Genomic DNA, 25,041 nt, shown 5'->3' on the forward strand with positions numbered 1-25,041 from the left:
CCAGGGTGGCAACCGAGCCCACCATTTGCCGGGTCGGAGTGTCAACGGGAGTGGCCGTTGTGCCGCAATTGCCCGGCCGGGAGTGGCGGGAGGGGGTGATTCGCGCCGCTCACCGGCCGAGTCCCACCCATGGAACAGAATGTGACCAGTAACACGTTGTCGGGCCGTTCATGTCTGCCGCCGCGTTCGCTGGGTAGAGCTGCCGAGACCGTCGCCCACGAAAAGATCGACGACAAGACCCGCGAAGAACCGCGAAAAGGAGGCCATCATGGCCGCATCAGCGCACCTTCTGCTCTCGGCCCTGTCCAAACAGGCGGACGTGATCCTGCCCGCCCCCGCCCTGCCGCTGCCGGACGAGTTCGCGTTCGGCGCCGAACTGCCCCTCACCAGCGAGCCGCCCCTCGCCGACACGGAGCCGCTGACCAGCGAGCCCGCCCTCATCGACGTAGCGCCCCTCACGAGCGAGCCGACCCCCTCGGGTCCGGTCGCGGGCCTGGACGCCTCGGGGGTCTAGGTGACGCTGGCCCGGCTCGCCGCGCTGCACGGGATCGCCCCGTCCTACTCGCCGTCGCCCGGCCGCACGGTCGAGGCCCCGGACGCCGCGCTCGTCGCCGTCCTCGCCGCCCTCGGTGTCGACGCGCGCACCCCGGAGTCCGTACGGGACGCGCTGGTCGCGCGCGAGGCGGAGACCGCGGCGTGGCTGCTGCCGCCGACGGTCGTGCTGTGGGCCGATGAGCCCGCCCCGGCCTGGGCGCGGGAATTACCCGAAGGCGTGACGCTCGAGCTGGCCACCGAGCAGGGTGAACGCGTCGACGACTGGCGGCCACCCGGACCGGTATCCCTCGGCGTCCACCGGCTGCGGGCCACCGCCCCCGACGGGGCAACGGCCGACGCCCACCTGATCGTCGCCCCGCCGCGCGTGCGCACCCCGGGTGAACGCACGTACGGGCTGCTCGTGCAGCTCTACTCCCTCCTGTCGGCGAAATCCTGGGGCATGGGCGACCTCGGTGACCTGGCCGACCTCGCGTCCTGGGCGGGCCGCACCGCCGGCGCCGGGTTCGTGCAGGTCAACCCGCTGCACGCGGCGGTACCCCGCGGAGAAGGACCCACCGACCCCTCCCCGTACCGCCCGTCGTCCCGCCGCTTCCCCGACCCGGTACACCTGCGCGTCGAGGACATCCCCGAGTACGCCTATCTGCCCGACGCCGACCGCGACCGCGTGCGCGAGCTGCTCGCCGAGGCCGCCCGGCTGCGCGACGGCGTCCTGCACAAGGGCGCCCTGATCGACCGCGACGCCGTGTGGGACCTCAAGCGCCGCGCCCTCGACCTCGTCGTGCGCGTCCCGCTCAGCCCCGGCCGCCGCGCCGCCTACTGGGACTTCCTCGCCGAGCAGGGCGCGGACCTGGACCACCACGCCACCTGGTGCGCGCTCGCCGAGCGGCACGGCCCCGACTGGCACACCTGGCCCGAGCCCCTGCGCGACCCCGGATCCGGCGAAACGGCCGACGCCCGCACCGAGTTGATGGACCGCGTCGACTTCCACAGCCACCTCGCCTGGCTCACTGACACCCAACTCGCCACCGCCCAGCGCTCCGCGCGCGACGCGGGCATGCCCGTCGGGCTCGTCCACGACCTGGCCGTGGGCGTGCACCCGGAGGGCGCCGATGCCTGGGCCCAGCAGCACATCTTCGCCGCGGGCATGTCCATCGGCGCACCCCCGGACGCCTTCAACTCCCGCGGCCAGGACTGGGGTCTGCCGCCCTGGCGTCCCGACCGGCTCGCCGCCGCCGGCTACGCCCCCTACCGCGCGCTCCTGCGCGGCCTGTTCGCTCATGCGGGCGCGGTCCGCATCGACCACGTCATGGGCCTGTTCCGGCTGTGGTGGGTGCCGGCCGGACAGCCGCCGACCGAGGGGGCGTACGTCCGTTACGACGCGGAGGCGATGCTCGCCGTACTCGCCCTGGAGGCCGGCCGCGCCGACGCCCTGGTGATCGGCGAGGACCTCGGCACGGTCGAGCCCGGCGTCCGCGAGGCCCTGCACGCGCGCGGCGTGCTCGGTACGTCCGTGCTGTGGTTCGAGCGCGACTGGGACGGCACGGGCCGCCCGGTGCCGCCGGAGCGCTGGCGTACGGACTGCGTGGCCACCGCCACCACCCACGACCTGCCGTCCACCGCGGCCCGGCTGACCGGCGACCATGTGCGGCTGCGCGACAGCCTCGGCCTCCTCGGGCGGCCGCTCGCGCGGGAACAGGCCGAGGCCACGGCGGAAGTCGCCGAGTGGACCGCCCTGTTCGCGCGCCTCGGCCTGCTGCCCGGCGGCGGAGGACAGGGCCTGTCCGAGGAGGAGGAGATCCGCGCCGTCCACCGCTTCCTGCTGCTCACCCCGGCCCGCATGGTCGGCGTCTGGCTGCCCGACGCGGTCGGCGACCGGCGCCCGCAGAACCTGCCGGGGACCTCGGACGAGTACCCGAACTGGCGGCTCCCGGTCGCCGACGCCACCGGCCGTCCGGTCACCTTCGAGGAGCTCACGGCCTCGCCGAGGGCGCACGCGCTGATCGAGGTCCTGCGGTCCGGACTGCCCCGTACGGCACCCCCGGGCGCGCGGCCCGTTTAGGTGTTCGCTACGTTTGCACCGTGGACAAGAAGAACGCTCTGCGCGCCGGCGCCCTGGCTGCCGGTACGACGCTGATGATGCTGCTCATGACGTCCCCCGCGCTCGCGCTGGCGCGCGACGACGGCGACGACCCCGGTAAGGGCCTCTCCGTCATCGAGACCCTTGGCCTCTATGTCGTGGCGCCGATCGTGCTGTTCCTGGTGATCGCCGGCCTCGTGATCGTCGGTGACAAGTCCCGCAAGCCGCAGAAGCAGGGCTGACCACCGCACCTCTCACTCACGTCTTTGCCGAGGGCGTCCTCGTGTGCACCGCGCACCGAGGGCGCCCTCGGTGCGTTCCCGCCCCGTTCCGCGGTCGCTCGGCCGGGGAGTCCGGCCGGGGCGTCCTACGGCCGCTCGGCCGTCAGATAGCGCTGGAGCGTCGGCGCCAGCCACTCCACCATCTCGTCGCGGCTGAGCCCGACGGCGGGGCCGAAGCGCAGCACGTAGCGGGTGAGCGCGAGACCGAGGACCTGTGACGCGCAGAGCGCGGCCCGCACCGGGGCCTCGGCGGGATCGGCGCAGACGCGCAGGGCGAGCGGCAGCGTCTGCTTCCTGAAGATGTCCTGCATGCGCTCGGCGCCTGCGGTGTTGGTGACGCCCACGCGCAGCAGCGCGGTGAGCACCTCGTTCTCCTCCCACAGGTCGAGGAAGTGCCGTACGAGGGTGCGGCCTATGTCCTCGACCGCGATCTCCTCGGGGTCCGGAAGCCGCAGGTCGAGGTCGATGGCCGCGGCGAAGAGACCCTCCTTGTTGCCGTAGTAGCGCATCACCATCGACGGGTCGATCGCCGCGTCCTTGGCGATGGCGCGGATCGTGGCCCGCTCGTACCCGTCGGCGGCGAAGCGCTCGCGGGCCGCCGCGAGGATCGCGGTGCGGGTGGCGTCCGAGCGGCGTGCCTGCTGGGTGGTTCCTGTCATGCCAACAAACGTAGGCCAACACCTGTTGACAGTCCAGAGCGGGGCGCCTAGGTTTGCCAACAGATGTAGACCAACGCTCGTTGGCCAACAAGTGTTGGCGATGAGCTGCCGGACCCGACCGGACCGAGCTCGCAGGCACCAGGAGGCCACCATGAACGGCACCACTCCTCGCACCGTGATCGTCGTCGGCTCCGGCCCCACCGGCCTGCTCCTGGCCGGGGACCTCGCCGCCGCGGGCGTCCCCGTCACCGTCGTCGAGAAGCGTCCCCACAAGATCAGCAACCTCTCCCGGGCCTTCGTCCTGCACGCCCGCACCCTGGAGCAGCTCGACGCCCGCGGCCTCGCCGACGGCATCGAGGCCAAGGGCCAGGCCCTCGACAGGCTCCAGCTCTTCGGCCGCCTCGCCGTCGACCTGACCGTCCTCCCGTCGCGCTTCCGCCACCTCCTGGTCCTGCCGCAGTACGAGGTCGAGGCCGCGCTCCAGCGGCGCGCCACCGACGCGGGCGTGAAGTTCGCGTACGAGACGGAGGTCACCGGCCTCGCCCAGGACACGGACGGGGTGACGCTCCAGGTCCGCACGGCCGACGGCGAGTCGACGGCGCTGCGGGCCGCGTACGTCGTCGGCGCCGACGGCATGCGCAGCGCCGTACGCGAGAGCGTCGGGCTCCCCTTCCCCGGCAAGTCCGTCATCCGCTCCGTCGTCCTCGCCGACGTGAAGCTCGCCGAGGAGCCCGAGAACGTCCTCACGGCCAACGCGGTCGGTGACGCCTTCGCCTTCATCGCCCCCTTCGGCGACGGCTATTACCGCATCATCGGCTGGAACCGCGCGCGCAACGTCCCCGAGTCCGCGCCCCTCGACCTCGACGAGATCAAGGAGGTCACCCGCCTCGCCCTCGGCCGCGACTACGGGATGCACGAGGCCCGCTGGATGTCCCGCTTCCACAGCGACGAGCGTCAGGCGCCCGCGTACCGCGTCGGCCGCGTCCTGCTCGCCGGGGACGCCGCGCACGTCCACACGCCGGCCGGCGGCCAGGGCATGAACACCGGCCTCCAGGACGCCGCCAACCTCGGCTGGAAGCTCGCCGCCGTCGTCAACGGGCGTGCGGGAGACGCCCTGTTGGACACCTACGAGGCCGAGCGCCACCCTGTCGGGAAGGCCGTCCTGCGCAGCAGCGGCGGCATCATCAGGCTCGCGATGGCCAACCGCCCCTGGACGCTTGCGGCCCGCGCCGCCCTCACCACGTTCCTCGGCCGCGTCCGCCCCGCCCGCACCCGCTTGCTCGGCCAGCTCACCGGCATCGGCGTCGCCTACCCGGCCCCGCGCGGCGCCCACCGCCTCGTCGGCACCCGCGTCCCCGATGTCGCGCTCACGGAGGGCCGCCTCTACGAGGTCCTGCGTCAGGGCATGTTCGTCCTGATCGTCCCCGAGGGCGCCCGCGACAAGGGCGACGACCGCTACACCGTCACCCACTGGGCGAGCGACCGCCGCACGGCGCTCCTCGTGCGCCCCGACGGATACGTGGCCTGGGCATCGGACGGCGAGCCGGCGGATGGCGGCGCCATCTCCGCCAGCATGCCGGACAGTATCGACTCGTACTCGTTCCGGGCGTAGGCGGCCGGCCGGCGCCGGGACATCGGGGGCGGTCCGGCTTCAGGAGGGCTGTGTGCCCGCCAACAACTGACGCAGCAGGTCGGCGAGTTGGCCGGCCTGCTCCTTGTCGAGTGAGGCGAGCGCCTCGGTCTGCACGGCGAGCCCGGCGCCGACCGCCTCGTCGACCAGCGCCCTGCCCTCGTCGGTGAGGGTCACCTGGAGGCCGCGGCGGTCGTGCGGGTCGGGCGAGCGGCGCAGCAACCCGCGCCGCTCCAGCTTGTCGAGCCGCCCGGTCATGCCGCCGGTCGTCAGCATCAGCGTCGCCGAGAGTTGACGCGGCGAGAGCGTGAACGGGTCGCCGGAGCGGCGCAGCGTGGCGAGGACGTCGAACTCGCCCCGCGCGATGCCGAAGCGGGCGTACGTCTTGTCGATGCGGTCGCCCATCGCGCGCGAGATCCGGTAGACCCGGCCGAAGACCTCCATCGCCGTGGTGTCGAGGTCGGGCCTGGCCTCGGCCCACTGGTCGATGATCGCGTCGACGGCGTCCTTGACGTCCTTGCTGCTGCTCATGGGGCGAGTATGCGACCCGGGTCGGTCGGTCGCAAGAAAGTAGCTCGACAGAAAGTAACTTTGAAGAAAGTGACTTGACGGCAAGTAGCTTACGGCTAAGCTACTTTCCACGAAGCTACTTCTCTCCAACCCATTTCACCGCGGGGGGCGCCCGATGAAGACGAACAAGCACAGCGTCGAGAAGGCGAACAAGCGCAACGGCGCCGTGATCGCACTGACCGCGCTGGCCCCGATCTCCTGGGGCTCGACCTACGCGGTGACCACGGAGTTCCTGCCACCCGACCGCCCGCTGTTCACCGGGCTGATGCGGGCGCTGCCGGCGGGCCTCCTCCTGCTGGCGCTGGCGCGCACGCTGCCGCGCGGCGCCTGGTGGTGGAAGTCCCTGGTCCTCGGTGCGCTGAACATCGGCGCGTTCTTCCCTCTCCTCTTCCTCTCCGCGTACCGCCTCCCCGGCGGCATGGCGGCGGTGGTCGGCTCGATCGGCCCCCTCTTCGTCGCGGGCCTCGCGACGCTCCTGCTCGGTGAACGCCCCACGCGCCGCACGCTGTTGACCGGCATCGCGGCCGCGCTCGGCGTCAGCCTCGTCGTCCTCAAGGCGGCGGGCGCGCTCGACCCGGTCGGCGCGCTGGCGGCGCTCGCGTCCACGGCGTCGATGTCGACGGGAACGGTCCTCACCAAGCGGTGGGGCCGCCCGGAAGGGGTGGGCCCCCTGGCGCTCACCGGCTGGCAGCTCACGGCCGGCGGTCTTCTCATCGCCCCGCTCGCCTTCCTCGTCGAGGGCGCGCCCCCGGCGCTGGACGGCCGGGCCGTCGCGGGTTACGCGTACCTGGCGCTCGCCAACACGGCGGTCGCGTACTGGCTGTGGTTCCGCGGCATCGGCCGCCTGACCGCGACGCAGGTCACGTTCCTCGGCCCGCTCTCGCCGCTGACGGCGGCGGTCATCGGCTGGGCGGCGCTCGGGCAGGCGCTGACGCCGGTGCAGCTGGTGGGCATGGCGCTGGCGTTCGGCGCGACGCTGCTGGGCCAGCGCCTGCCCCGGGCCGCCGCTTCACCCGCTTCACAGCCCCAACCTTTCAGTTCTGCTGAAGAGACGGAGCGGAAAGTTTCGATGGACCTGACGGGTGGAGAGCTGCGACGGTAGTCGGGTCGTAGCCAGATCACAGCTCAGGAGGGGATACGGGATGGCGGTCCTGGACCGGACAACCACCAGCGCCGAGAAGGCCGCATCGGGAGGTGGAGGAGCAGGAGGGCGCCGCGCCGGCAACGGGCTCGGCGCCGGCCTCGCGCTCGCGCTGCTCGCCACGGTGGTCTGGTCGGGCAGCTTCGTCACCTCCCGCGCGCTGCACGACAGCGTGCCCCCGATCCAGCACGCGTTCTGGCGCTGGATCATCGCGATCGCCGCGGTGGCGCCGTTCGCGGCGCGCTCCGCCTGGCGGCAGCGGGCACTGCTCCGCGCCCACCTGCGCTTCCTGCTGCTCGCCGCACTGCTCGGCGTGACCGTCTACAACACGCTCGTCAACCAGGCGGCGATGACGACGTCCGCCGGGAACATGGGCATGATCATGGCCGCGTCGCCCGTCCTGATGGCGGCGTACGAACGCCTCGGCGGGGTGCGGCTCGGGGCCCGCCGGGTGACCGGCACGGTCGTGGCGTGCGTGGGTGTTCTGCTTCTGGTCAGCAAGGGCTCCCTGGCGCCGGACTTCACGGCGGGCGACCTGTGGGTGGTCGCGGCGGCGGTCTGCTTCGGCTCGTACAGCGCGCTGCTGCGGCGCCGGCCGGCGGAGATCGGCGGGCCCGCGTTCCTCTTCGCGACGTTCGTACTCGGCGCGCTGATGCTGCTGCCGGTGTTCCTCGTCAGCCTCGCCGTCCAGGGCGGCTTCGAGCCGACGGCGGCGACGGTCTCGCCCCTCCTGTACGTGGGTGTGGTCTCGTCCGCCGTCGCGTTCTTCGCGTGGAACAAGGCGATCGCCCAGATCGGCGCGGCCCGCGCCGGCGTCATCTACTACCTCCAGCCGGTGTGCGTGGCCCTGCTCTCGTACGCGGTCCTCGGCGAGGCCATGGGCGTGCTGCAGATCGCGTGCATGGCGCTGATCCTGGCGGGGGTGGCCCTCGGCTCCGCGACCCGGGGCGAGACCCGGATACGTTGACCCCATGCGCGCCACCGACTGGGACATCAAGAAGCTCGCGATCCTGCGGGCCCTGCGGGACCGGGGGACCGTCACGGCCACCGCACAGGCGCTGCTCATGACCCCGTCGGCCGTGTCGCAGCAGCTGACCAACCTGGCGAAACAGCTCGGCGTGCCGCTCCTGGAGGCGCACGGGCGGCGCGTACGCCTCACCGACGCCGCCCACCTCGTCCTGCGGCACGCCGAAGCCGTGTTCGCCCAACTGGAACGCGCCGACGCGGAGTTGGACGCGTATCTGCAGGGCGAGTCGGGGGAGGTGCGGGTCGCCGCCTTCTCCACCGCCGTGCCCGCCCTGGTGGTGCCCGCCGTACGCGCCCTGCGCACCGCCCACCCCGGGATCGCGGTCCGCGTGCGCGAGGCCGAGGCCGCGGAGGCGTACGAGCTGCTCTCGGCCGGTGACGTGGACCTGGCCCTGTCGCTCGCCGCGCACGCGCCCACCGCGCGGGACCCCAAGTTCACGCGGGTGCCGCTGCTCGCCGACCCGCTCGACGTGGCCCTGCCCACCGGGCATCCGCTGGCGGGAGCGGCGGGCCCGCGCCTGGCCGAGCTGGCCGGCGAGCACTGGATCTTCGGCGGTTCCGGACCCTGGTCGGAGATCACGCGGGCCGCGTGCGAGGCCGCCGGGTTCGTGCCCGAGCAGGCGCACAGCGCGGCCGGCTGGACGGCGATCCTGGCGATGGTCGAGGCGGGGATGGGCATCGCCCTGGTCCCGCGCATGGCGGCGGCGGGCCGAGAGGGCGTCGTGATGTGCGCGCTGGGCGAGGACCGGCCGGTCAGGCACGTGGTGGCGGCGGTGCGCAGCGGGTCGGAGGAGGCGCCGGCGGTGTCGAGGGTGCTGGAAGCCCTGAGGGAAGCCGCGGCGGAACGCTGATGTCAGGACCCGACCATTCAGCTCACCTGAACGTACTTGTCGAAAAGTTTCGATGGACCTAAGTGCTCGGTGGGTCCGACAGTGGACGTATGACGACATCCGACGCAGCGCCGCTCGAAGCCCACGAGGACCCGCACGCCAACGACGCCGCCCCCTACTCCGGCGGCGACCCGTACGCCGACTACCGCCACTTCGGCGACACCGAGAGCTACGCGGAGCTGGTGGACCTCGCCGACCGGCGCCTGGGCGCGGGAGTCATCGCCGCGAACGACGAGTTCTTCGCCCAGCGCGAGAACCTCCTCGTCCGCGAGCCCGCGGTGTTCGACCCCGAGCACTTCGGGCACAAGGGCAAGATCATGGACGGCTGGGAGACCCGCCGCCGCCGCGGCACCGCCGAGTCCCCCTTCCCCGCGCCCGAGGACCACGACTGGGCGATCGTCCGGCTCGGCGCACCCGGCGTGATCCGCGGCATCGTCGTGGACACCGCGCACTTCCGAGGCAACTACCCGCAGCGCATCAGCGTCCAGGCGGCGTGCGTGGAAGGCTCCCCGAGCCCCGAGGACGTCACCGCGGCCGACGTGAAGTGGGAGGAGCTGATCGCCCCGACGCCGGTGCGCGGCCACGCGGCCAACGGCTTCACGATCACGTCGGAACGCCGCTACACGCACCTCCGCCTCTGCCAGCACCCCGACGGCGGTGTGGCCCGCCTGCGCGTGCACGGCGAGGTGGTCCCGGACCCCGAGTGGCTCGACCTGCTCGGCACGTTCGACCTGCTCTCGGTCCTCAACGGCGGTACGTACGAGGACGCGTCCGACAAGTTCTACTCCTCGCCGACGCAGATCATCCTGCCCGGCACGTCCCGCAAGATGGACGACGGCTGGGAGAACCGCAGGCGCCGGGTGCACGGCACGAACGACTGGGTCCGCTTCCGCCTCGCCGCGCAGGGCGCGATCCGCGCGGTGGAGATCGACACGGCGTACCTGAAGGGGAACTCGGCCGGCTGGATCGCCCTGAGCGGCCGCAACGGCGACACGGGCGAGTGGTTCGAAATCATCCCCCGCACCCGCCTCCAGCCCGACACCCTCCACCGCTTCAAACTCGCCGCCCGGGCCGTAGCCACCCACGTACGCCTGGACGCCTTCCCGGACGGCGGCGTGGCCCGGATGCGCCTGCACGGCTCCCTGACGGAAACGGGCCGCGACGCCCTGCGGGACCGCTACGGCCGCACCGAGGCCTGACCGACGAAGCGCGGCGGGGCATCCACTCAGCCTGCGCCGTCGTCGAGACGCCCTACTGGGCCGTGCCCGCGGTGAGTGACGCGCGCCCCACCGCCGGCACCCGCGAGCGTGAACTCGCCCGGCTCGGCGAGCTGTTGCTGAGCCGGGCCAAACGGCTCGAAGCGGTACTCGGGGAGTGGACGTCCCGGGTGCCCGAAGAGCGGCTGCCCTTCCTCGCCGCCGCCCAGGAACTCATCGAGGTCGCCCCGGGCATCGTCGACACCTGGACGTCGTACGACGCGCGTGAACTCGGCGCCGCCGAACTCGCCGCCACCGTCGGCAACTCCGTCTCCCTCGGCATCTCCGCCCGCCGTGCCCCGCTGCGCGCCGCGGCCATGCTGCGGGGCGCCCTGGGCGAGCGGCCGACCCCCGCGGACGCGGCCGTCGCGGACCGGCTCGACGGCCTGGTCGGAGAGTGGTGCGAGGACATGGAGCGCCAGTACGAGCCCCGCGGGGTGTCGCTGACGGCGCAGACGAACCTGCACACGCAGACCATGCTCGCGATCGCCCGCGAACTGGCCTGAGGACGCGTCAAAGGGGGAGGGGCGCCCCGCACGTGGCGGGGCGCCCCTCGTGGACCAGGCGGTGACGGACTACGCGTCAGCCTCCTGCGCCCGCAGCGCACGCTCCACGCCCGCCCGCGATTCCGACACCAGGCGGCGCAGGGCCGCGTTCGGGTCGGCCGTGGTGAGCCAGGACTCCGTTGCGTCCAGGGTGGGCTGGGAGATCTGGATCGCCGGGTACAGGCCGATCGCCACCTGCTGGGCCATCTCGTGGGAGCGGGACTCCCAGACGTCCTTCACCGCGGCGAAGTACTTCTCCGTGTACGGGGCGAGAAGGTCGCGCTGGTCGGTCTGGACGAAGCCGGCGATGACCGCTTCCTGGACCGCGTTCGGGAGCTTGTCGGACTCGACGACCGACGCCCAGGCCTCCGCCTTCGCCTCGGCGGTGGGGCGCGCCGCGCGGGCCGTCGCCGCGTGGCGCTCGCCCGCCGCGGTCCGGTCCCGCTCGTACTCCGCCGCGATCTCCGGCTCGTCGTAGCGGCCGACCGCAGCGAGCCGCTCCACGAACGCCCACCGCAGCTCCGTGTCGACGGCGAGGCCCTCGATGGTCTGCGTGCCTTCGAGGAGCGCCTCGAGCAGGTCGAGCTGCTCCGGCGTGCGGGCCGTCGCCGCGAACGCGCGGGCCCACGCCAGCTGGTGGTCGCTGCCCGCCTCCGCCGCCCGCAGGTGCGCCAGCGTCGCCTCGGTCCAGCTCGCCAGCGCCCCGTCGCGTCCCACGGGGGCCGCGTACAGGTCGATGGCCAGCTTCACCTGACGGTGCAGGGACTGCACGACGCCGATGTCGGACTCCTTGCCGATGCCCGAGAGGACCAGCTCCAGGTAGGCGCTGGTGGGCAGTTCGGCGTCGCGCGTCATGTCCCAGGCGGAGGCCCAGCACAGGGCGCGCGGCAGGGACGACTCGAAGTCGCCGAGGTGCTCGGTGACGAACGCGAGCGACTCCTCGTCCAGGCGGACCTTCGCGTACGACAGGTCGTCGTCGTTGAGGAGGATCACGTCCGGGCGGCGCTTGCCGGCCAGCTGCGGGACCTGGGTCAGCTCGGTGGCCGTGACGTCCAGCTCGACGCGCTCCACGCGCACCAGCTTGCCGCTGTCGTCGTCGAGGTCGTAGAGGCCGATCGCGATGCGGTGCGGGCGCAGCGTCGGCTCGCCCTTGGCGCCGGCGGGGAGCGCGGGCGCCTCCTGCTGGATGGCGAAGGACGTGATGACGCCGTTCGCGTCCGTCTCGATCTGCGGGCGCAGGATGTTGATGCCGGCCGTCTGGAGCCAGGCCTTCGCCCACGCGGTCAGGTCGCGCCCGCTGGTCTCCTCCAGCGCGCCGAGCAGGTCGGACAGGCGCGTGTTCCCGTACGCGTGGCGCTTGAAGTACGCCTGCACGCCCTGGAAGAACTCGTCCATGCCGACGTACGCGACGAGCTGCTTGAGGACGCTGGCGCCCTTGGCGTACGTGATGCCGTCGAAGTTGACGAGGACGTCGTCGAGGTCGCGGATCTCGGCCATGATCGGGTGCGTGGAGGGCAGCTGGTCCTGCCGGTACGCCCATGTCTTCATGGAGTTGGCGAACGTCGTCCACGAGTGCGGCCAGCGGCTGTCCGGCGAGTACGCCTGGCAGGCGATCGACGTGTACGTGGCGAACGACTCGTTCAGCCAGAGGTCGTTCCACCACTCCATCGTCACGAGGTCGCCGAACCACATGTGGGCCAGCTCGTGCAGGATCGTCTCCGCACGCACCTCGTACGCCGCGTCCGTCACCTTCGAACGGAACACGTACTGGTCGCGGATGGTGACCGCGCCCGCGTTCTCCATCGCGCCCGCGTTGAACTCCGGCACGAAGAGCTGGTCGTACTTGGCGAAGGGGTACGCGTAGTCGAACTTCTCCTGGAACCAGTCGAAGCCCTGCCGCGTGACCTCGAAGATCGCGTCCGAGTCGAGGAACTCGGCGAGCGAGGGCCGGCAGTAGATGCCGAGCGGCACGGACTGCCCGCCCGGGCCCTCGTACGAGGAGTGCACCGAGTGGTACGGGCCGACGATCAGAGCCGTGATGTACGTGGAGATGCGCGGCGTCGGCTCGAAGTGCCAGACGTCGTCCTTCGGCTCCGGAGACGGGGAGTTGGAGATGACCGTCCAGCCCGTCGGCGCCTTCACGGTGAACTGGAAGGTGGCCTTGAGGTCCGGCTGCTCGAAGGAGGCGAAGACGCGGCGCGCGTCCGGGACCTCGAACTGCGTGTACAGATAGGCCTGCTGGTCGACCGGGTCGACGAAGCGGTGCAGACCCTCACCCGTGTTGGTGTACGCGCAGTCGGCGACGACCCGCAGCTCGTTCGGCCCCGCCTCCAGGTGCTTGAGCTCGATCCGCGAGTCGCGGAACACGGCGGCGACGTCCAGCGAATGCCCGTTCAGGACGACCTCGTGGACCGCCGGGGCGACCAGGTCGATGAACGTGTGGGCGCCCGCTTCGGCGCTCTCGAACCGCACGCTGGTCACGGACCGGTAGGTGCCGCCCTCCTGCGCTCCCGAGAGGTCAAGATCGATCTCGTACGACTCGACATCGAGCAGTTTCGCCCGCTGCTGCGCCTCTTCACGGGTCAGATTGGTGCCAGGCACGCGGTCATCTCCTAGATCCGGTCTACGTTTGTGACGTTCCGGTCATCCTTCCACGAGGGAAGCGGAGAGCGCGATGTCCGTTTTCCGCCGGTGAACCCGCGCGCGCGGGACGAGCCTTGCGTACATGACCACGTACACGGCACAGCCCATCGCACCGGCCACCCTCAAGGAACTGCGGGACACCGACGACGCGGGCCGCCCCTGCGTCGCGTTCACCGCCACCGACGACGCGGCCGTCGGGTCCCCGCTGCGCTGCTGTCTGCGCTCCGTCGAGCCCGGCGAGCGGATCGCGCTCGTCTCGTACGCCCCGCTGCGGCGCTGGAGCGAGGCCACGGGCGCGCACCCGGGCGCGTACGACGAGCAGGGACCGGTCTTCATCCACGCCGACGACTGCGAAGGGCCGGCGCCGGACGCCGGCGGCTACCCCTTCGACCGGCCCGGCGCCCTGCGCACCGTGCGCCGCTACAACGCCGAGGGGCACATCGTCGGCGGGCGCCTCCTGGAGATCCCGCAGGATGCGACCGCCGGGTTCGACGCGGCGTTCGTCGAGGCGTTCGGCGACCCGCACGTGGCGCTCGTCCACGTGCGGGCCCTGGAGTACGGCTGCTTCCAGTTCGAGGTGCGCAGGCCGCAGTCGTAGAACGGCCGCGGGTCCGGAAGGGGCGGGCGTCCGGAAGGGGGCGGCCGTCAGCCCTTGAGCTCGGCCGCCACCAGCTCCGCGATCTGCACCGCGTTCAGTGCGGCGCCCTTGCGGAGGTTGTCGTTCGAGACGAACAGCGACAGACCGTTCTCCACGGTCTCGTCACCGCGGATGCGGCCCACGTACGAGGCGTCCTGGCCCGCGGCCTGGAGCGGCGTCGGGATGTCGGAGAGCTCGACGCCGGGGGCGCCGGACAAGAGCTCCGTGGCGCGCTCGACGGACAGGGGACGGGCGAAGCGGGCGTTGATCTGCAGCGAGTGCCCGGAGAAGACCGGCACGCGCACGCAGGTGCCGGAGACCTTGAGGCCCGGGATCTCGAGGATCTTGCGGGACTCGTTGCGGAGCTTCTGCTCCTCGTCCGTCTCGTTCAGACCGTCGTCGACGATGGCGCCGGCCAGCGGCAGCACGTTGAACGCGATGGGGCGCTTGTAGACCTGGGGCTCGGGGAACTCGACGGCGGAGCCGTCGTGCGTGAGCTTGTCCGCCTCGGCGACGACCTTCTGCGCCTGGCCGTGCAGCTCGGCGACGCCCGCGAGACCGGAGCCGGAGACCGCCTGGTAGGTGGCGACGACCAGCGCTTCGAGGCCGGCCTCCTCGTGCAGCGGACGCAGGACCGGCATCGCGGCCATCGTCGTGCAGTTCGGGTTGGCGATGATGCCCTTGGGGCGGTTCGCGATCGCGTGCGGGTTGACCTCGGAGACGACCAGGGGGACCTCGGGGTCCTTGCGCCAGGCCGACGAGTTGTCGATCACGACCGCGCCCTGGGCCGCGACCTTCTCGGCGAGCGCCTTGGAGGTGCTGCCGCCCGCGGAGAAGATGACGATGTCGAGGTCCGTGTAGTCGGCCGTCGAGGCGTCCTCCACCGTCACACCGTCGATGACCGTCCCGGCCGAGCGGGCCGAGGCGAACAGGCGCAGCTTGTCGACCGGGAAGTCCCGCTCGACGAGGATCTTGCGCACGACCGTGCCGACCTGACCGGTGGCTCCGACGATTCCGACCTTCACAGGGTTTTCCTCCGTATGTACACGAACAGAACAGCGGGGGTGCCGTTCCATGATGCGTCTGTCCCCGGCCGCCTTGTCCAATCCATTGTGCGAGGTGCGGGACGCCACATTCATCCCTGTCTCACGGTGCGAACGTTTCCGGCTGCCCCGGCGTCCTAGGGGAAACGCGGGAGAGCCAGGGGGAGGGGAGGGGCATTGCTGCGCAGTAGAACGCGCCGCGCGGAGGCGGCCGATCCGCTGGATGCCGCGCAGGAGGACCGGGTGCGGGCCGTCCTGTCGCTGGGCGGGGTACCGCACGGCGACCTTCAGGACGGCGTGCAGCAGGTGCGCCTGCGGCTGCTGGAACGGGCCGCGCGGGGTGACGAGGCGCCGCGCGACGTGTCGGCGTGGGCCGCCGTCGTCGCCTCGAACCTCGCGATGGACTGGCACCGGGCCCGCCGCCGCCAGGAACGGCTCGGCGAGCGCCTCGCCTCCCTGCGCCAGGAGCAGCGCGCGGAGGACGGCGCCGAGTCGCGGGTCCTCTCGCTGGCCGTGGCGCAGGGACTGGACGAGCTGCCGGACACCCAGCGCCAGGTCGTCGTCCTGCGGTTCTACGCGGATCTCCCGGTGCGGGCGATAGCCGAGGAGCTGGGCATCCCGGAGGGCACGGTCAAGAGCAGGCTGCACACGGCGGTACGGATGCTGCGGGCGCGGCTGCGCGAAGGGGAGGTGGTGTGACATGGAGCACGAGGACCGCGCGCTGATGCTGGCGCTCACGGGGGAGCCGCTGCCCCAGGAGGACGCGGCCGACCCCGAGGTGGTGGCCGCGCACGCGGCGGCGGAGGCCGATGTCGCGCTGCTCGCGGAGCAGGTGCGGGGGATCGGGGACGCGCTCGCCGCGCGGGGGACTCCGGCGCCCGCGAAGCCGTCGGCGTCCGTGGCCCATGTGCGGCCCCGCAGGCGTCTGCGCCTGGCCCTGGGCTCTCTCGCCGCCGCGGGGGCGCTCGGGGTCGCAGGCGTCATGATGTGGCTCGTCGCACAGCCCGGGGACCACGCGGCCTCCGGAGCCTCCGACAAGTCCGCGAGCGACAGCAAGGGCGGCAACAGGAGCGGCATCGAGGACGCGGATCTCACCCCGGAGGGCTTTGTGGCGTGCTCCCGGCTCATGGTGGAGGGCACGGTCGACCGCGTCATGCCCGAGCCCGGCGGGAAGGGAGACCGCATCACGCTGACCGTGACCCGTTACTACAAACCGGCCTCCGGATCCGGGAAGGTCATCTTCCGGATGGATCGCGATGTCGACCCCCGCCTGAAGCGGGGCGACCACACGCTGATCACGGTCCCCAAGCGCGGAAACGAGCCGGACAACTGGGCCACGGGCAAGGAGATCAAGCCCTTGCGCGACATGATCGTGAACGCGCTCCCCGGCTCCCGTGGCCTGAAGTGCGGCCAGGGCGGCGGCCCCGGAGTGTGAGCCCGGGCCGACGGCAAGGGGCGGGCGCCCGTACGGACGCCCGCCCCTCCTGTCACCCGGTCACCGTTACGGCGTGACCTTCTCGATCTTCACGCTGCCGAGCCCGGCGACCGTGCCGCGCCCGTTCAGGAGCTGCACCTCGCCGAAGAACTCGCGGCCCTCCGGCGCGGCCGCCGCGGCGACGACCTCGGCGGTGACCTGCGTCGCGTCACCGTTGCCGAGCTTCACGGACTTCGCCTCGTCGACCTTGACCTGGCCGAGCGTCGGGGAGAAGAACACGTCGCGGTAGTCGTAGTCCGTCGAACCGGACGGGACCGAGTAGCCCACGACCTCGACGGTGTACGTGCCGGCGGCCGGCTTGCTGATGCTGACGGCCTCCTCGGAGTCGCCGTCGGCGGACTGCCCGACCTGGTTGCCGTCCTGGTCGTAGACCGTCAGGTCCAGGTCGGCGGCGTTGTCGGAGACGCCGCCGATGGCGACGTCCAGACGCTCGGCGCCCGCGGGGACGACGACCGTGGAGGTCTGCGTCTCACCCTCCTTGAGGGACGGACGCGCCGTCTTCGACGAGCCGAGCGAACCGCCCTTGAGCTTGCCGTCGATGGCGGCGAAGTTGTTCGTCACCTTCCAGGAGACGGCGGCCGGGGTGCCGACCTTGGCCTCGGGCACGGTCTGCACAGCCGGGTCGAAGGCCGCGCCGAGCACGGCGACGCCCAGCTTGTACGGGTTGTCGAGCTGCGGCGACGTACGGCGCGCCTCGACCTCGATCTCCCAGACGCCGGCCTGCGGGTCCGCGTACGAACGCAGGTCGGGGCGGCAGACGTTGTCCGGGTTGTAGTTCGGGTAGCAGCTCGGGGTCGACGTGTCGTCGACCGGGACGCCGTACGGGTGGATCGAGATGAAGCGGGTCTGGCTCTTGTCCTTCAGGCCGCCCATCGCGACCTCGAGGGACTTCGCGCCCTCGGGGACCGTCAGGAAGTACGACTTCGTGCTGTTGCGCTGCACGGAGCCGGAGTCCGAGAACGTGTACGACGGCTTCGCGAGCGGCGTCGCGACGACGACGGTCGCCATGACCTGCTGGTCGACGCCCTCGGTGCGCGGGTCGTCCACCTCGAGGATGGCGCTGCGCAGACCGGCGCTCTTCGGCGCGGCCTGCACCTTGACGGTGACCGGCTTGTTCAGCGGCAGAGAGACGGTGTCGTCGCCGAGGATGCGGAACGTGGAGCCCGAGTTGTTCTTGAGGGACAGCTCGTGGCGGACCGCGCGGTCAGAGCCCGACGTGCGCGTGACGGTGACGTCGTAGGTCTTCTTCTGGCCGGCCTTGAGGCCGCCCTCGCGGTCGTAGATGCCGGTGCCGAAGCCCGGGTCCAGGAGCGCGTAGTCGATCGCGGTGTCGACCGGGGCCTTCACCGTGTAGGTGTGGGCGCCCGCGCCGCGCTTGATGGACTTCCACGCGTCGACGATGTCGATGAGGCCGGAGCCCTCGGCGTACGCCTGCTCGCCGCTGATGTGCTTCGCGGTCGAGGTGAGCGCCGTGCGCAGCTTCGCCGGGGTGAGCGCGATGTGCTTCTGCTTGGCGGCGGAGAGCAGCAGGGCCGAGGCGCCCGCGGCCTGCGGGGAGGCCATCGAGGTGCCCTGGAGCATCGAGTAGCCGGCCGGCAGGCTGTAGCCCGCCTCGGCGACCGGGGAGCCCGGCAGCCAGGTCTGCGTCGTGTTGATCGCGGCGCCGGGCGCGGTGATGGTCGGCGTGAAGCCGCCGTCCTCACGCGGGCCGCGCGACGAGAACGGCATCATGGCGTAGGACTTCGTCACGCCCGAGCCGTAGTTGGACGCCCAGGTCTCCTTGGAGATGGACGCGCCGACGGAGATGACCTTGTCGGCGAGGCCGGGGTCGCCGATGGTGTTCGCGCCGGGGCCGGAGTTGCCCGCCGAGATCACGAGCTGGACGCCGTAGTCGTCGATGAGGCGCTTGTAGAGCAAGGAGCGCGCGTTGTTGCCGTCGTTGAGGGCGGGCAGGCCGCCGATCGACATGTTGACGATGTCGACGCCGCGCTTGGTGACGAGGTCGACCATGCCCTCGGTGAGCGCGACGTTGGTGCAGCCGCCGGACCAGGTGCAGGCGCGCGAGGAGACGATCTTCGCGCCGGGCGCGGCACCGCTCATCTTCCCGCCGAACAGGCCGTTGGCGGAGGTGATGCCCGCGACGTGCGTGCCGTGCTCGGACTCGATGACGCCGATGTTGACGAAGTCGGCCTTCTTGCCGGTCCAGTCGCCGCCCAGCGGGTCCATCGGGACGTCCTTGCGGATCTCCACGACGAACGGGATCCGCTCGACGACGTCGGTCGCCGGGTTGTCCTTGCCGAAGTACCCGATCTGGTAGCCGTCCTTGTACGGCTTCATCGGGGTGTCGTCGGTGAAGTCGGCGTTGTCGTTCAGGTCGACGGTGACCGTGCCGGCCTTGGCGTCGTAGAGGACGGCCCAGGAGTCGGTGGTGTCGCCGTCGCGGTTCAGGTCGCCCTTGGCGTCGCCGCCGGTGGTGGCGGACTCCTTGAACGTCGAGACCTGGTACGAGCCGGCCGCGGCCTTGAAGGTCCGGCCGCCGAACGTGAACGTCGGCCCGGACACGTTCGTGACCATCGCGCGCCAGGTGGCGTCGCCGTCGACGAGCGGGTCGGTCGAGGTGACCCAGTCGACGATCTTGCGCTCGCCGGTGGTGGTCTTCTGGAGCGCCGGGTGGCCGAGGTCCACACCGGAGTCGAGGATGCCGATCGTGACGCCGCGGCCGTCGGCCTTCGGGTTGTCCTTCACGAAGTCGACGGCGCCCGTCTCGAAGGACGGGTTGTACGGGTTCTTCGACGGGGTGTTCTTGCCGGGCGCGGCGTAGGAGCCTTCGGCGCCCTTCGAGCCCTTGGCGGTGTCGCCGGCCGGGGTCGGGTCGTCGAGCTCGATCTCGTGGCGCAGGTCGATGCCCTGCACGGAGGAGAGCTTCTCGGCCGCCTTGATCGCGGCGTCCGCCTTGGCGGTCGGCACGGTGGCACGGACGTAGCCGAGCTTGTCGTAGGTCCGGCCGACCGAGCCGCCCTTGACGGCGTCGAGCTGGTGCGCGACCTGCTCGGTCGCGCCGGGCGCGGTCGCGACCATCATGGTCACGTTCTTGTCGCCGGCCGCCTCGGCCTGGTCGAGGAGCTGTGCGTCGGACGAACCGAGCTTGTCACCGGCCGACTTGACGGGTGCGTCGGTCGACGGAGTGGTGTCCGCGTCCGCGGAGTAGGCCAGGGGTATCGGCCCGGCGGCGGTGAGCGCTGCGACGAGGCCGGCGGCGGCCGCGAGCCGGGCCACCCGTCTCGCTCCGGATATCGGTGCGCGCTGGGGATCGAGGGTCATCAGCATCCCTGTACGTAAAGGTCGGAAAGGGTCCGGAATTCGGTGCCGGATGACCGGTCAGCTTTACGTAAGTGGCGCCTGTTTGGGGAGAGTTGCCCGTGACGTGATCAGGTCATGGCGTACTTCCGCCATACGTCATCGCGGACAAAGCGGGGCGTTCGGGGAATCGCGCACAGCAGGGTGCGGCACACGCGCCCCGCGAGGAGAGCCGCCCGCCCCGCCATCGACCCGCACGTTCACCACCCCGACCCGCCGTGGACCGCATAACGTCACCGTGTGCACAGGGAACTGAGGGTCGCGGCCTACGCAGTCTGCGTACGGGACGAGCAGGTGCTGCTCGCCCGCTGGGTGGCCGGCGACGGCACCAGACGCTGGACGCTGCCCGGAGGGGGCATGGACCACGGCGAGGACCCGTACGACACCGTGATCCGCGAACTCGACGAGGAGACCGGCTACGCGGTCGAACCCGGCACCCTCCTCGGCGTCCACTCCGTCCTGCGCCGCTACCCGCGCAAGCTCGGCGCCGTCGCCGACTTCCACGGCCTGCGCCTCGTCTACGAGGGCCGGATCACCGGCGGCGAACTGCGCCACGAGGTGAACGGCTCCACCGACATGGCCGCCTGGCACGCCCTCGACGACGTGCCCCGTCTCGCCCGCGTCGAACTCGTCGACGTGGGTCTCGAACTGTGGCGCGAGCGGCCCGCCGCGGGCCACGTCTTCCCCGGAAAGTGAACATGGAGTGACCGGCTCCCCTCCGGCACAAGAGGCGTTCATGACCGCGCAGGGTGGTCGGTGATCCACGTGGCGTGATCGGCGTTGCCCGTTGCCGCCGCGTTAACGCGCAGGTCATCCCCGATGTCAACGATCCAGTACGAGCGGGTAGTTCTGCCACGGCGAGCGCCCCGCGACCACTGCCGACGCGTTAGCACTCGGGGAGACCGCGCCATGCCGCGCATACGCTCTGTCGCCGACACCGCTGCATCAGCCACCGCCGCCAAGGCCGCCTCCATCGCCTCGGCACTCGACCGCCGCACCTTCCTCGCCGCGTCCGGAGTCGTCTCCCTGACGGCCGGCATCGGCTACGCGCTCGGCCCCGGCTCGGGCAGCGCGGCCGCGGGCCCCGCGTCCTCGGGGCCGGTCCCGGCCGCCGTCTCCCGCCGGGCACCCGCCGCCCCGCTCGCGCCCTACACGCGTGGCACCACTCTCGGATCCGTCGCCGCAGCCCCGGCCGGCGCGGGCTACCGGCGCCTCGGTGACGGCCCCGCCTGGCAGCGCGTCGTCCGCGGCGACCTCGCGTCCGCCAAGTCCGGACGTGAGGGCCGCCGCACCGCGCTCGCCGCGTTCGTCCAGTTCACCGACCTGCACATGGTCGACGTACAGCACCCCCTGCGCTACGAGTACCTGCGCTCGCAGACCGCAAGCGCCTGGCGCCCCCAGGAGTCCCTGTCCGTCGCCGGGGCGGTCTCCCTCGTGGAGCGGGTCAACGCGCTGCGCGGGGCGCCCGTCACCGCGTCGCCCCTGCACTTCGTCATGACGACCGGCGACAACACGGACAACAACGCCAAGTCGGAGCTGGACTGGTTCCTGAAGGCGATGAGCGGCGGGCGCATCACCCCGAACACCGGCGACCCGCGCCGCTACGAAGGCGTGCAGGACACCGGCCTCAAGCTGTACTGGCACCCGGACGCCGCCCTGCGCGACGCCGACAAGCAGCTCGGCTTCCCCCGCATCCACGGCTTCCTGGACGCCGCGATCGGTGAGCTGCGCAGCCCGGGCCTCAACCTGCCCTGGTACTCGACCGTCGGCAACCACGACGCGCTGCCCGGGGGCTGCTACGCGCCCGGCGACTCCTTCTTCGCCGAATTCGCGGTGGGCGGGCGCAAGCTCATGGAGCTGCCGGACTCCGCAGGCAAGGCGATCTGGGACAACGTGAAGAACGGCGGCGACCCCAAGGGTCACGGCTTCAGGGAACTCCTCAAGTCCCAGGCCCGCCACATGCGTTCGGTCACCCCGGACGAGTCCCGCGCCCCCTTCACCCCGGCCGAGTACCTCAAGGCCCACCTCGACCCGGCGCACCTGGGCCCGGGCCCGCACGGCCACGGCTACACGCAGGCCAACGTCGACGCGGGCACCCAGTACTACGCCTTCCGCGTCTCGGACGACATCCTCGGCATCAGCCTCGACACGACGGACCCCGGCGGCCACTACGAGGGCTCCATCGGCACGGCCCAGCTCGACTGGCTGGAGCGCACGCTCAAGGACAACGAGAAGAACGGGGACTCCCACGTCCTCGTCTTCAGCCACCACACCAGCAAGACCATGCGCAACCTCCGCCAGGACCCGCACCACCCCGGCGAGGCCCGGCACGGCGGCGACGAGCTCCTCGCGCTCCTCGGCCGCCACCGGAGCGTCCTGGCCTGGGTCAACGGCCACAGCCACAAGAACGCCATCACTCCGCACGCGGGCCCCGAAGGCCGCTCCTTCTGGGAGATCTCGACCGCGTCCCACGTCGACTTCCCGCAGCTGGCCCGCATCATCGAGATCACCGACAACCACGACGGCACGGTCTCCCTGTTCACCACGCTCATCGAGTCCGCGGCCCCGCACCGCACCGACTTCACCGACCTCAGCCAGACCGGCCTCGCGGCCCTCTACCGCGAACTCTCCTTCAACGCCCCCGGATCCCGCGCCACCCTCTCCGGCACCCCCGGCGACCGCAACACGGAACTCGTCCTGCGCAAGGCCTGAGACGCGGGGTTGAGGCGCAAGGCCTGAGAACGGCCTGATCTCGCTCAACCCGATCATGGTCCTCAACCCCTGCCCGTGACACCCGAGTCCCCCAGGTCGACCGCAGCGCACACAGCTGCAGAACATCGGCGAAGGAGACACGGGATGTCAGTGCGTACCGGCCTGGTGGGTGTGGCCGTAGTGGTGTCGGTGACGGCGGGGGCGCTCGCGACCCCCGCTCTCGCCGATGCGCCGGCCAAGGACGGACACGGGGCGACGCAGCAGGCCATGGACGCCGCCGTCGCGGCGGGCGTGCCCGGGGTGACGGGGCAGGCGACGGACAAGTACGGGACCTGGAAGGGCACTTCGGGCCTCGGTGACCTGCGGACGGACACCCCGCGCGGCGACCGGGACCGCTATCGCGTCGGCAGCATCACCAAGACGTTCGTCGCGACGGTCCTCCTCCAGCTGGAGGCCGAGGGCAGGCTGAGCCTGGACGACACCGTCGACCGGTGGCTGCCCGGCGTCGTCACCGGCCACGGCCACGACGGCAGGAAGATCACCGTCCGCCAGCTGCTCAACCACACAAGCGGGATCTACAACGTCACGGAGGACAAGGGCTTTCAGCAGACCGTCTTCTCCCGCGACGGCTTCCTGAAGCACCGCTACGACACCTGGTCACCCGGCCGGCTCGTGCGGGTCGCCATGGCCCACAAGCCCGACTTCGCGCCCGGCACGTCCTGGAACTACTCCAACACCAACTACGTGCTGGCCGGCATGGTCGTGAAGGAGGTCACCGGCCACTCCTACGCGGACGAGATCCGCCACCGCGTCATCGAGCCCCTCCACCTGCGCGCCACCAGCCTGCCCGGCACCACCGTCACCGTGCCGCGCCCGGCGAGCCGCGCCTACTCCAAGTTCCCCGACGACCCGGACAAGAAGACGTACGACGTCACGGAGCTCAACCCGACCCTCGCCTCGTCGGCCGGCGAGATGATCTCCGACTCGGCGGACCTGAACCGCTTCTACTCGGCGCTCCTCGGCGGCCGGCTGCTGCCCGCCGCGCAGCTCGCCGAGATGAAGGAGACGGTCCCCGTGCCCACGGGGGAGGGCGAGCCCGAGGTCGGCTACGGTCTCGCCCTCATGCGGCAGAAGCTGAGCTGCGGCAAGGAGATCTGGGGCCACAGCGGCGGCATCCACGGCTCCAGCTCGGATGCCGTGACCACACGCGACGGCCGCCACACCCTCGCGTTCAACTTCAACGGCGACTGGACGGGCGACAGCCAGGCCGTCATCGAGGCGGAGTTCTGTCCCAAGTAGCCGACCTGGCCGTCTGGTTGAGGGGCCGTGGCCCGGCGGGGTTCAGTGCGGCAGCACCATCACATACGCCGCCGGTTCCCGGTCCGCGGACGCCATCAGCGCGGTCCGTACGACCGTCGCCTGCTGTTCGAGTGACTCGCGCAGCTTGCGCGGCGTGATGTGGACGACGGTGATCCCGAGGCGCTCCAGGTGCTCGCGCTTGCGGGCGTACTCGGACCACTCCAGGCCGTCGCTCTCCTCCTGGAGATCCGGGCGCAGCTCGTGCCGGGGCGCGTTGGGGCCTCCCCTGCTCGAGCGAAGCCGAGAGCTTGGGGAAGTGTCCAGCTCCACGGCGACGGCCTGGTCGGGCCAGTACGCGTCGACGCCGCCGAGGTGCGGCCCGCCGGGCAGGCGCAGGTCCACGTTCCACAGCGGGTCGGGCAGGCCGTACTCGCGCACCATCTCGTACATGCGGTCCTCGGCGATGGCGCGCCCCTCGGCGAGCAGCGAGTCCACGGCGTCGATGACGTGCGGGCGGGTGAGGAGCCTGGCCTGGTTCAACTCCCGTACCACGACGGCGGGTTCGCAGTGCCCGTCGCGGACGGCCTCGGTGAGCAGGCGCCGCACCGCCCCCGCATCGTCGAGCTGGGCAACGGCGTCCGCGAGGGCGCGCGGCACGGGCGCCACCGGCACCCCCGAGATCCGCTGTGGCGTCGGCATCCCGTGACTGCGAACGAGGCGCGCGAAGCCGGTCGAGCGCAGCCGCCGGGTGCGGGGCACCATGACGTCGATCCGGTCGAGGGAGAGCAGCGGGGGAACGGAGACGAAGCGGTGCAGGGCCAGTGCGGCAAGACCCGTGACCATCGCGTTTGTGTACGGGGCCTGGGGTGCGGCCTGCGGGGGGTGCGGCTCGCCGGGGGTGGTCTGCGTGGGCACGGCGACAGCGGTACGGGTCTGGGGGCGGCCCGCGTACAGGAGGACCGCGTGCAGCCGCTCGTCGGGGGTGGGCTGGCCGGGGTGGAGCAGATACACGCCGGGCAGGAGCTGCTGCCAGGGGCCGCCCGGCCGGCACTGCTCGTTCAGGGCCGCCGAGTTGACCCCGTGCGCCTTGAGCTGGGCGGCGCTCAGCACGCGCTGCCGGCCGTCGTCGAGGTGCTGGAGGGGGTGGGGGGACAGCGGGGTGTTGTGGTTCATGACCCGGCCATTCCCGGCGCCGCCCGGGCTCCTAACCCCTGTTACACGCCCG

General features: G+C 71.8%; 21 protein-coding genes. 15 read left to right on the forward strand and 6 right to left on the reverse strand.

Going from position 1 to position 25,041, the window contains the following annotated elements:
• The first annotated feature begins 268 nt into the window (after positions 1-268).
• From OG574_RS29860 to OG574_RS29870, 3 genes are read left to right on the forward strand one after another with little or no spacing between them, the layout of a single operon-like run.
• Entirely contained in the window at positions 269-514 is a 246-nt protein-coding gene (locus OG574_RS29860) for a hypothetical protein (protein ID WP_100594170.1), read from the forward strand.
• Entirely contained in the window at positions 515-2,614 is a 2,100-nt protein-coding gene (gene malQ / locus OG574_RS29865) for a 4-alpha-glucanotransferase (RefSeq protein ID WP_326775731.1), read from the forward strand.
• Between the two features lie 20 nt (positions 2,615-2,634).
• Positions 2,635-2,874 carry a hypothetical protein gene (locus OG574_RS29870; RefSeq protein ID WP_100594172.1) on the forward strand — a complete coding sequence of 80 codons (240 nt, stop codon included), beginning with the start codon at positions 2,635-2,637 and terminating at the stop codon, positions 2,872-2,874.
• 125 nt (positions 2,875-2,999) lie between these two features.
• Here the strand turns inward: OG574_RS29870 and OG574_RS29875 are convergent, their stop codons facing one another.
• Positions 3,000-3,572 (reverse strand): TetR/AcrR family transcriptional regulator, encoded by a 573-nt coding sequence (locus OG574_RS29875; RefSeq protein ID WP_326775732.1) that lies wholly within the window; start codon positions 3,570-3,572, stop codon positions 3,000-3,002.
• Between the two features lie 151 nt (positions 3,573-3,723).
• On the opposite strand from OG574_RS29875, the gene OG574_RS29880 reads away from it, so the two are divergent.
• Positions 3,724-5,184 carry an FAD-dependent monooxygenase gene (locus OG574_RS29880; RefSeq protein WP_326775733.1) on the forward strand — a complete coding sequence of 487 codons (1,461 nt, stop codon included), beginning with the start codon at positions 3,724-3,726 and terminating at the stop codon, positions 5,182-5,184.
• A 39-nt stretch (positions 5,185-5,223) separates the two neighbouring features.
• On the opposite strand, the gene OG574_RS29885 is transcribed toward OG574_RS29880, so the two are convergent.
• The gene (locus OG574_RS29885) at positions 5,224-5,733 is read right to left on the reverse strand and encodes a MarR family winged helix-turn-helix transcriptional regulator (protein WP_326775734.1); all 510 of its coding nucleotides are present in this window, start codon (positions 5,731-5,733) and stop codon (positions 5,224-5,226) included.
• 154 nt (positions 5,734-5,887) lie between these two features.
• Between OG574_RS29885 and OG574_RS29890 the strand changes: the two genes are divergently transcribed.
• The 5 genes from OG574_RS29890 (at position 5,888) to OG574_RS29910 (ending at position 10,591) form a co-directional block, all read left to right on the forward strand.
• Positions 5,888-6,874: an EamA family transporter gene (locus OG574_RS29890; protein WP_326775735.1), complete on the forward strand. Its 987-nt coding sequence runs from the start codon at positions 5,888-5,890 to the stop codon at positions 6,872-6,874.
• 40 nt (positions 6,875-6,914) lie between these two features.
• Positions 6,915-7,880 (forward strand): DMT family transporter, encoded by a 966-nt coding sequence (locus tag OG574_RS29895; RefSeq protein WP_326775736.1) that lies wholly within the window; start codon positions 6,915-6,917, stop codon positions 7,878-7,880.
• Positions 7,881-7,884: 4 nt separating this feature from the next.
• Positions 7,885-8,790, forward strand: a complete 906-nt coding sequence (locus OG574_RS29900) for a LysR family transcriptional regulator (protein ID WP_326775737.1) — start codon at positions 7,885-7,887, stop codon at positions 8,788-8,790.
• 89 nt (positions 8,791-8,879) lie between these two features.
• On the forward strand, positions 8,880-10,028 hold the full coding sequence (gene alc / locus OG574_RS29905) for an allantoicase (RefSeq protein ID WP_326775738.1): 1,149 nt from the start codon (positions 8,880-8,882) through the stop codon (positions 10,026-10,028).
• Between the two features lie 71 nt (positions 10,029-10,099).
• Positions 10,100-10,591, forward strand: a complete 492-nt coding sequence (locus OG574_RS29910; protein WP_326775739.1) for a hypothetical protein — start codon at positions 10,100-10,102, stop codon at positions 10,589-10,591.
• A 69-nt stretch (positions 10,592-10,660) separates the two neighbouring features.
• Here OG574_RS29910 and pepN read toward each other — a convergent pair whose 3' ends face one another.
• Positions 10,661-13,231, reverse strand: a complete 2,571-nt coding sequence (pepN, locus tag OG574_RS29915; RefSeq protein ID WP_326775740.1) for an aminopeptidase N — start codon at positions 13,229-13,231, stop codon at positions 10,661-10,663.
• Between the two features lie 124 nt (positions 13,232-13,355).
• Between pepN and OG574_RS29920 the strand changes: the two genes are divergently transcribed.
• The gene (locus tag OG574_RS29920; RefSeq protein ID WP_326775741.1) at positions 13,356-13,871 is read left to right on the forward strand and encodes a DUF1203 domain-containing protein; all 516 of its coding nucleotides are present in this window, start codon (positions 13,356-13,358) and stop codon (positions 13,869-13,871) included.
• 47 nt (positions 13,872-13,918) lie between these two features.
• Here OG574_RS29920 and OG574_RS29925 read toward each other — a convergent pair whose 3' ends face one another.
• Positions 13,919-14,935 (reverse strand): aspartate-semialdehyde dehydrogenase, encoded by a 1,017-nt coding sequence (locus tag OG574_RS29925; protein WP_326775742.1) that lies wholly within the window; start codon positions 14,933-14,935, stop codon positions 13,919-13,921.
• 195 nt (positions 14,936-15,130) lie between these two features.
• Between OG574_RS29925 and OG574_RS29930 the strand changes: the two genes are divergently transcribed.
• Together OG574_RS29930 and OG574_RS29935 are read left to right on the forward strand one after the other, a co-directional pair.
• The gene (locus OG574_RS29930) at positions 15,131-15,652 is read left to right on the forward strand and encodes a sigma-70 family RNA polymerase sigma factor (protein ID WP_326775743.1); all 522 of its coding nucleotides are present in this window, start codon (positions 15,131-15,133) and stop codon (positions 15,650-15,652) included.
• Between the two features lies 1 nt (position 15,653).
• On the forward strand, positions 15,654-16,388 hold the full coding sequence (locus tag OG574_RS29935) for a hypothetical protein (RefSeq protein ID WP_326775744.1): 735 nt from the start codon (positions 15,654-15,656) through the stop codon (positions 16,386-16,388).
• A 66-nt stretch (positions 16,389-16,454) separates the two neighbouring features.
• Here OG574_RS29935 and OG574_RS29940 read toward each other — a convergent pair whose 3' ends face one another.
• On the reverse strand, positions 16,455-19,769 hold the full coding sequence (locus OG574_RS29940) for a S8 family serine peptidase (protein ID WP_326775745.1): 3,315 nt from the start codon (positions 19,767-19,769) through the stop codon (positions 16,455-16,457).
• Positions 19,770-20,045: 276 nt separating this feature from the next.
• Here OG574_RS29940 and OG574_RS29945 point away from each other — a divergent pair, with 276 nt between their 5' ends.
• The 3 genes from OG574_RS29945 (at position 20,046) to OG574_RS29955 (ending at position 23,816) form a co-directional block, all read left to right on the forward strand.
• On the forward strand, positions 20,046-20,501 hold the full coding sequence (locus OG574_RS29945) for an NUDIX hydrolase (RefSeq protein WP_326775746.1): 456 nt from the start codon (positions 20,046-20,048) through the stop codon (positions 20,499-20,501).
• A 213-nt stretch (positions 20,502-20,714) separates the two neighbouring features.
• On the forward strand, positions 20,715-22,517 hold the full coding sequence (locus OG574_RS29950) for a TIGR03767 family metallophosphoesterase (RefSeq protein ID WP_326775747.1): 1,803 nt from the start codon (positions 20,715-20,717) through the stop codon (positions 22,515-22,517).
• A gap of 144 nt (positions 22,518-22,661) precedes the next feature.
• Positions 22,662-23,816 carry a serine hydrolase domain-containing protein gene (locus tag OG574_RS29955; protein WP_326775748.1) on the forward strand — a complete coding sequence of 385 codons (1,155 nt, stop codon included), beginning with the start codon at positions 22,662-22,664 and terminating at the stop codon, positions 23,814-23,816.
• A 42-nt stretch (positions 23,817-23,858) separates the two neighbouring features.
• Here the strand turns inward: OG574_RS29955 and OG574_RS29960 are convergent, their stop codons facing one another.
• On the reverse strand, positions 23,859-24,989 hold the full coding sequence (locus OG574_RS29960) for a hypothetical protein (RefSeq protein WP_326775749.1): 1,131 nt from the start codon (positions 24,987-24,989) through the stop codon (positions 23,859-23,861).
• Positions 24,990-25,041 lie beyond the last annotated feature (52 nt).

This window comes from Streptomyces sp. NBC_01445 (assembly GCF_035918235.1).
In the GTDB taxonomy this organism is placed as follows: Bacteria; Actinomycetota; Actinomycetes; order Streptomycetales; family Streptomycetaceae; genus Streptomyces.

What these genes read in the sequence shown, in the direction of transcription:
- OG574_RS29880 (WP_326775733.1), top strand. Translation starts at nt 3,724, where the DNA reads ATGAACGGCACCACTCCTCGCACCGTGATCGTCGTCGGCTCCGGCCCC.
- OG574_RS29875 (WP_326775732.1), bottom strand. Translation starts at nt 3,572, where the DNA reads ATGACAGGAACCACCCAGCAGGCACGCCGCTCGGACGCCACCCGCACC.
- OG574_RS29890 (WP_326775735.1), top strand. Translation starts at nt 5,888, where the DNA reads ATGAAGACGAACAAGCACAGCGTCGAGAAGGCGAACAAGCGCAACGGC.
- OG574_RS29895 (WP_326775736.1), top strand. Translation starts at nt 6,915, where the DNA reads ATGGCGGTCCTGGACCGGACAACCACCAGCGCCGAGAAGGCCGCATCG.
- OG574_RS29900 (WP_326775737.1), top strand. Translation starts at nt 7,885, where the DNA reads ATGCGCGCCACCGACTGGGACATCAAGAAGCTCGCGATCCTGCGGGCC.
- OG574_RS29960 (WP_326775749.1), bottom strand. Translation starts at nt 24,989, where the DNA reads ATGAACCACAACACCCCGCTGTCCCCCCACCCCCTCCAGCACCTCGAC.
- OG574_RS29920 (WP_326775741.1), top strand. Translation starts at nt 13,356, where the DNA reads ATGACCACGTACACGGCACAGCCCATCGCACCGGCCACCCTCAAGGAA.
- alc (WP_326775738.1), top strand. Translation starts at nt 8,880, where the DNA reads ATGACGACATCCGACGCAGCGCCGCTCGAAGCCCACGAGGACCCGCAC.
- OG574_RS29860 (WP_100594170.1), top strand. Translation starts at nt 269, where the DNA reads ATGGCCGCATCAGCGCACCTTCTGCTCTCGGCCCTGTCCAAACAGGCG.
- OG574_RS29940 (WP_326775745.1), bottom strand. Translation starts at nt 19,769, where the DNA reads ATGACCCTCGATCCCCAGCGCGCACCGATATCCGGAGCGAGACGGGTG.
- OG574_RS29935 (WP_326775744.1), top strand. Translation starts at nt 15,654, where the DNA reads ATGGAGCACGAGGACCGCGCGCTGATGCTGGCGCTCACGGGGGAGCCG.
- OG574_RS29885 (WP_326775734.1), bottom strand. Translation starts at nt 5,733, where the DNA reads ATGAGCAGCAGCAAGGACGTCAAGGACGCCGTCGACGCGATCATCGAC.
- OG574_RS29950 (WP_326775747.1), top strand. Translation starts at nt 20,715, where the DNA reads ATGCCGCGCATACGCTCTGTCGCCGACACCGCTGCATCAGCCACCGCC.
- OG574_RS29955 (WP_326775748.1), top strand. Translation starts at nt 22,662, where the DNA reads ATGTCAGTGCGTACCGGCCTGGTGGGTGTGGCCGTAGTGGTGTCGGTG.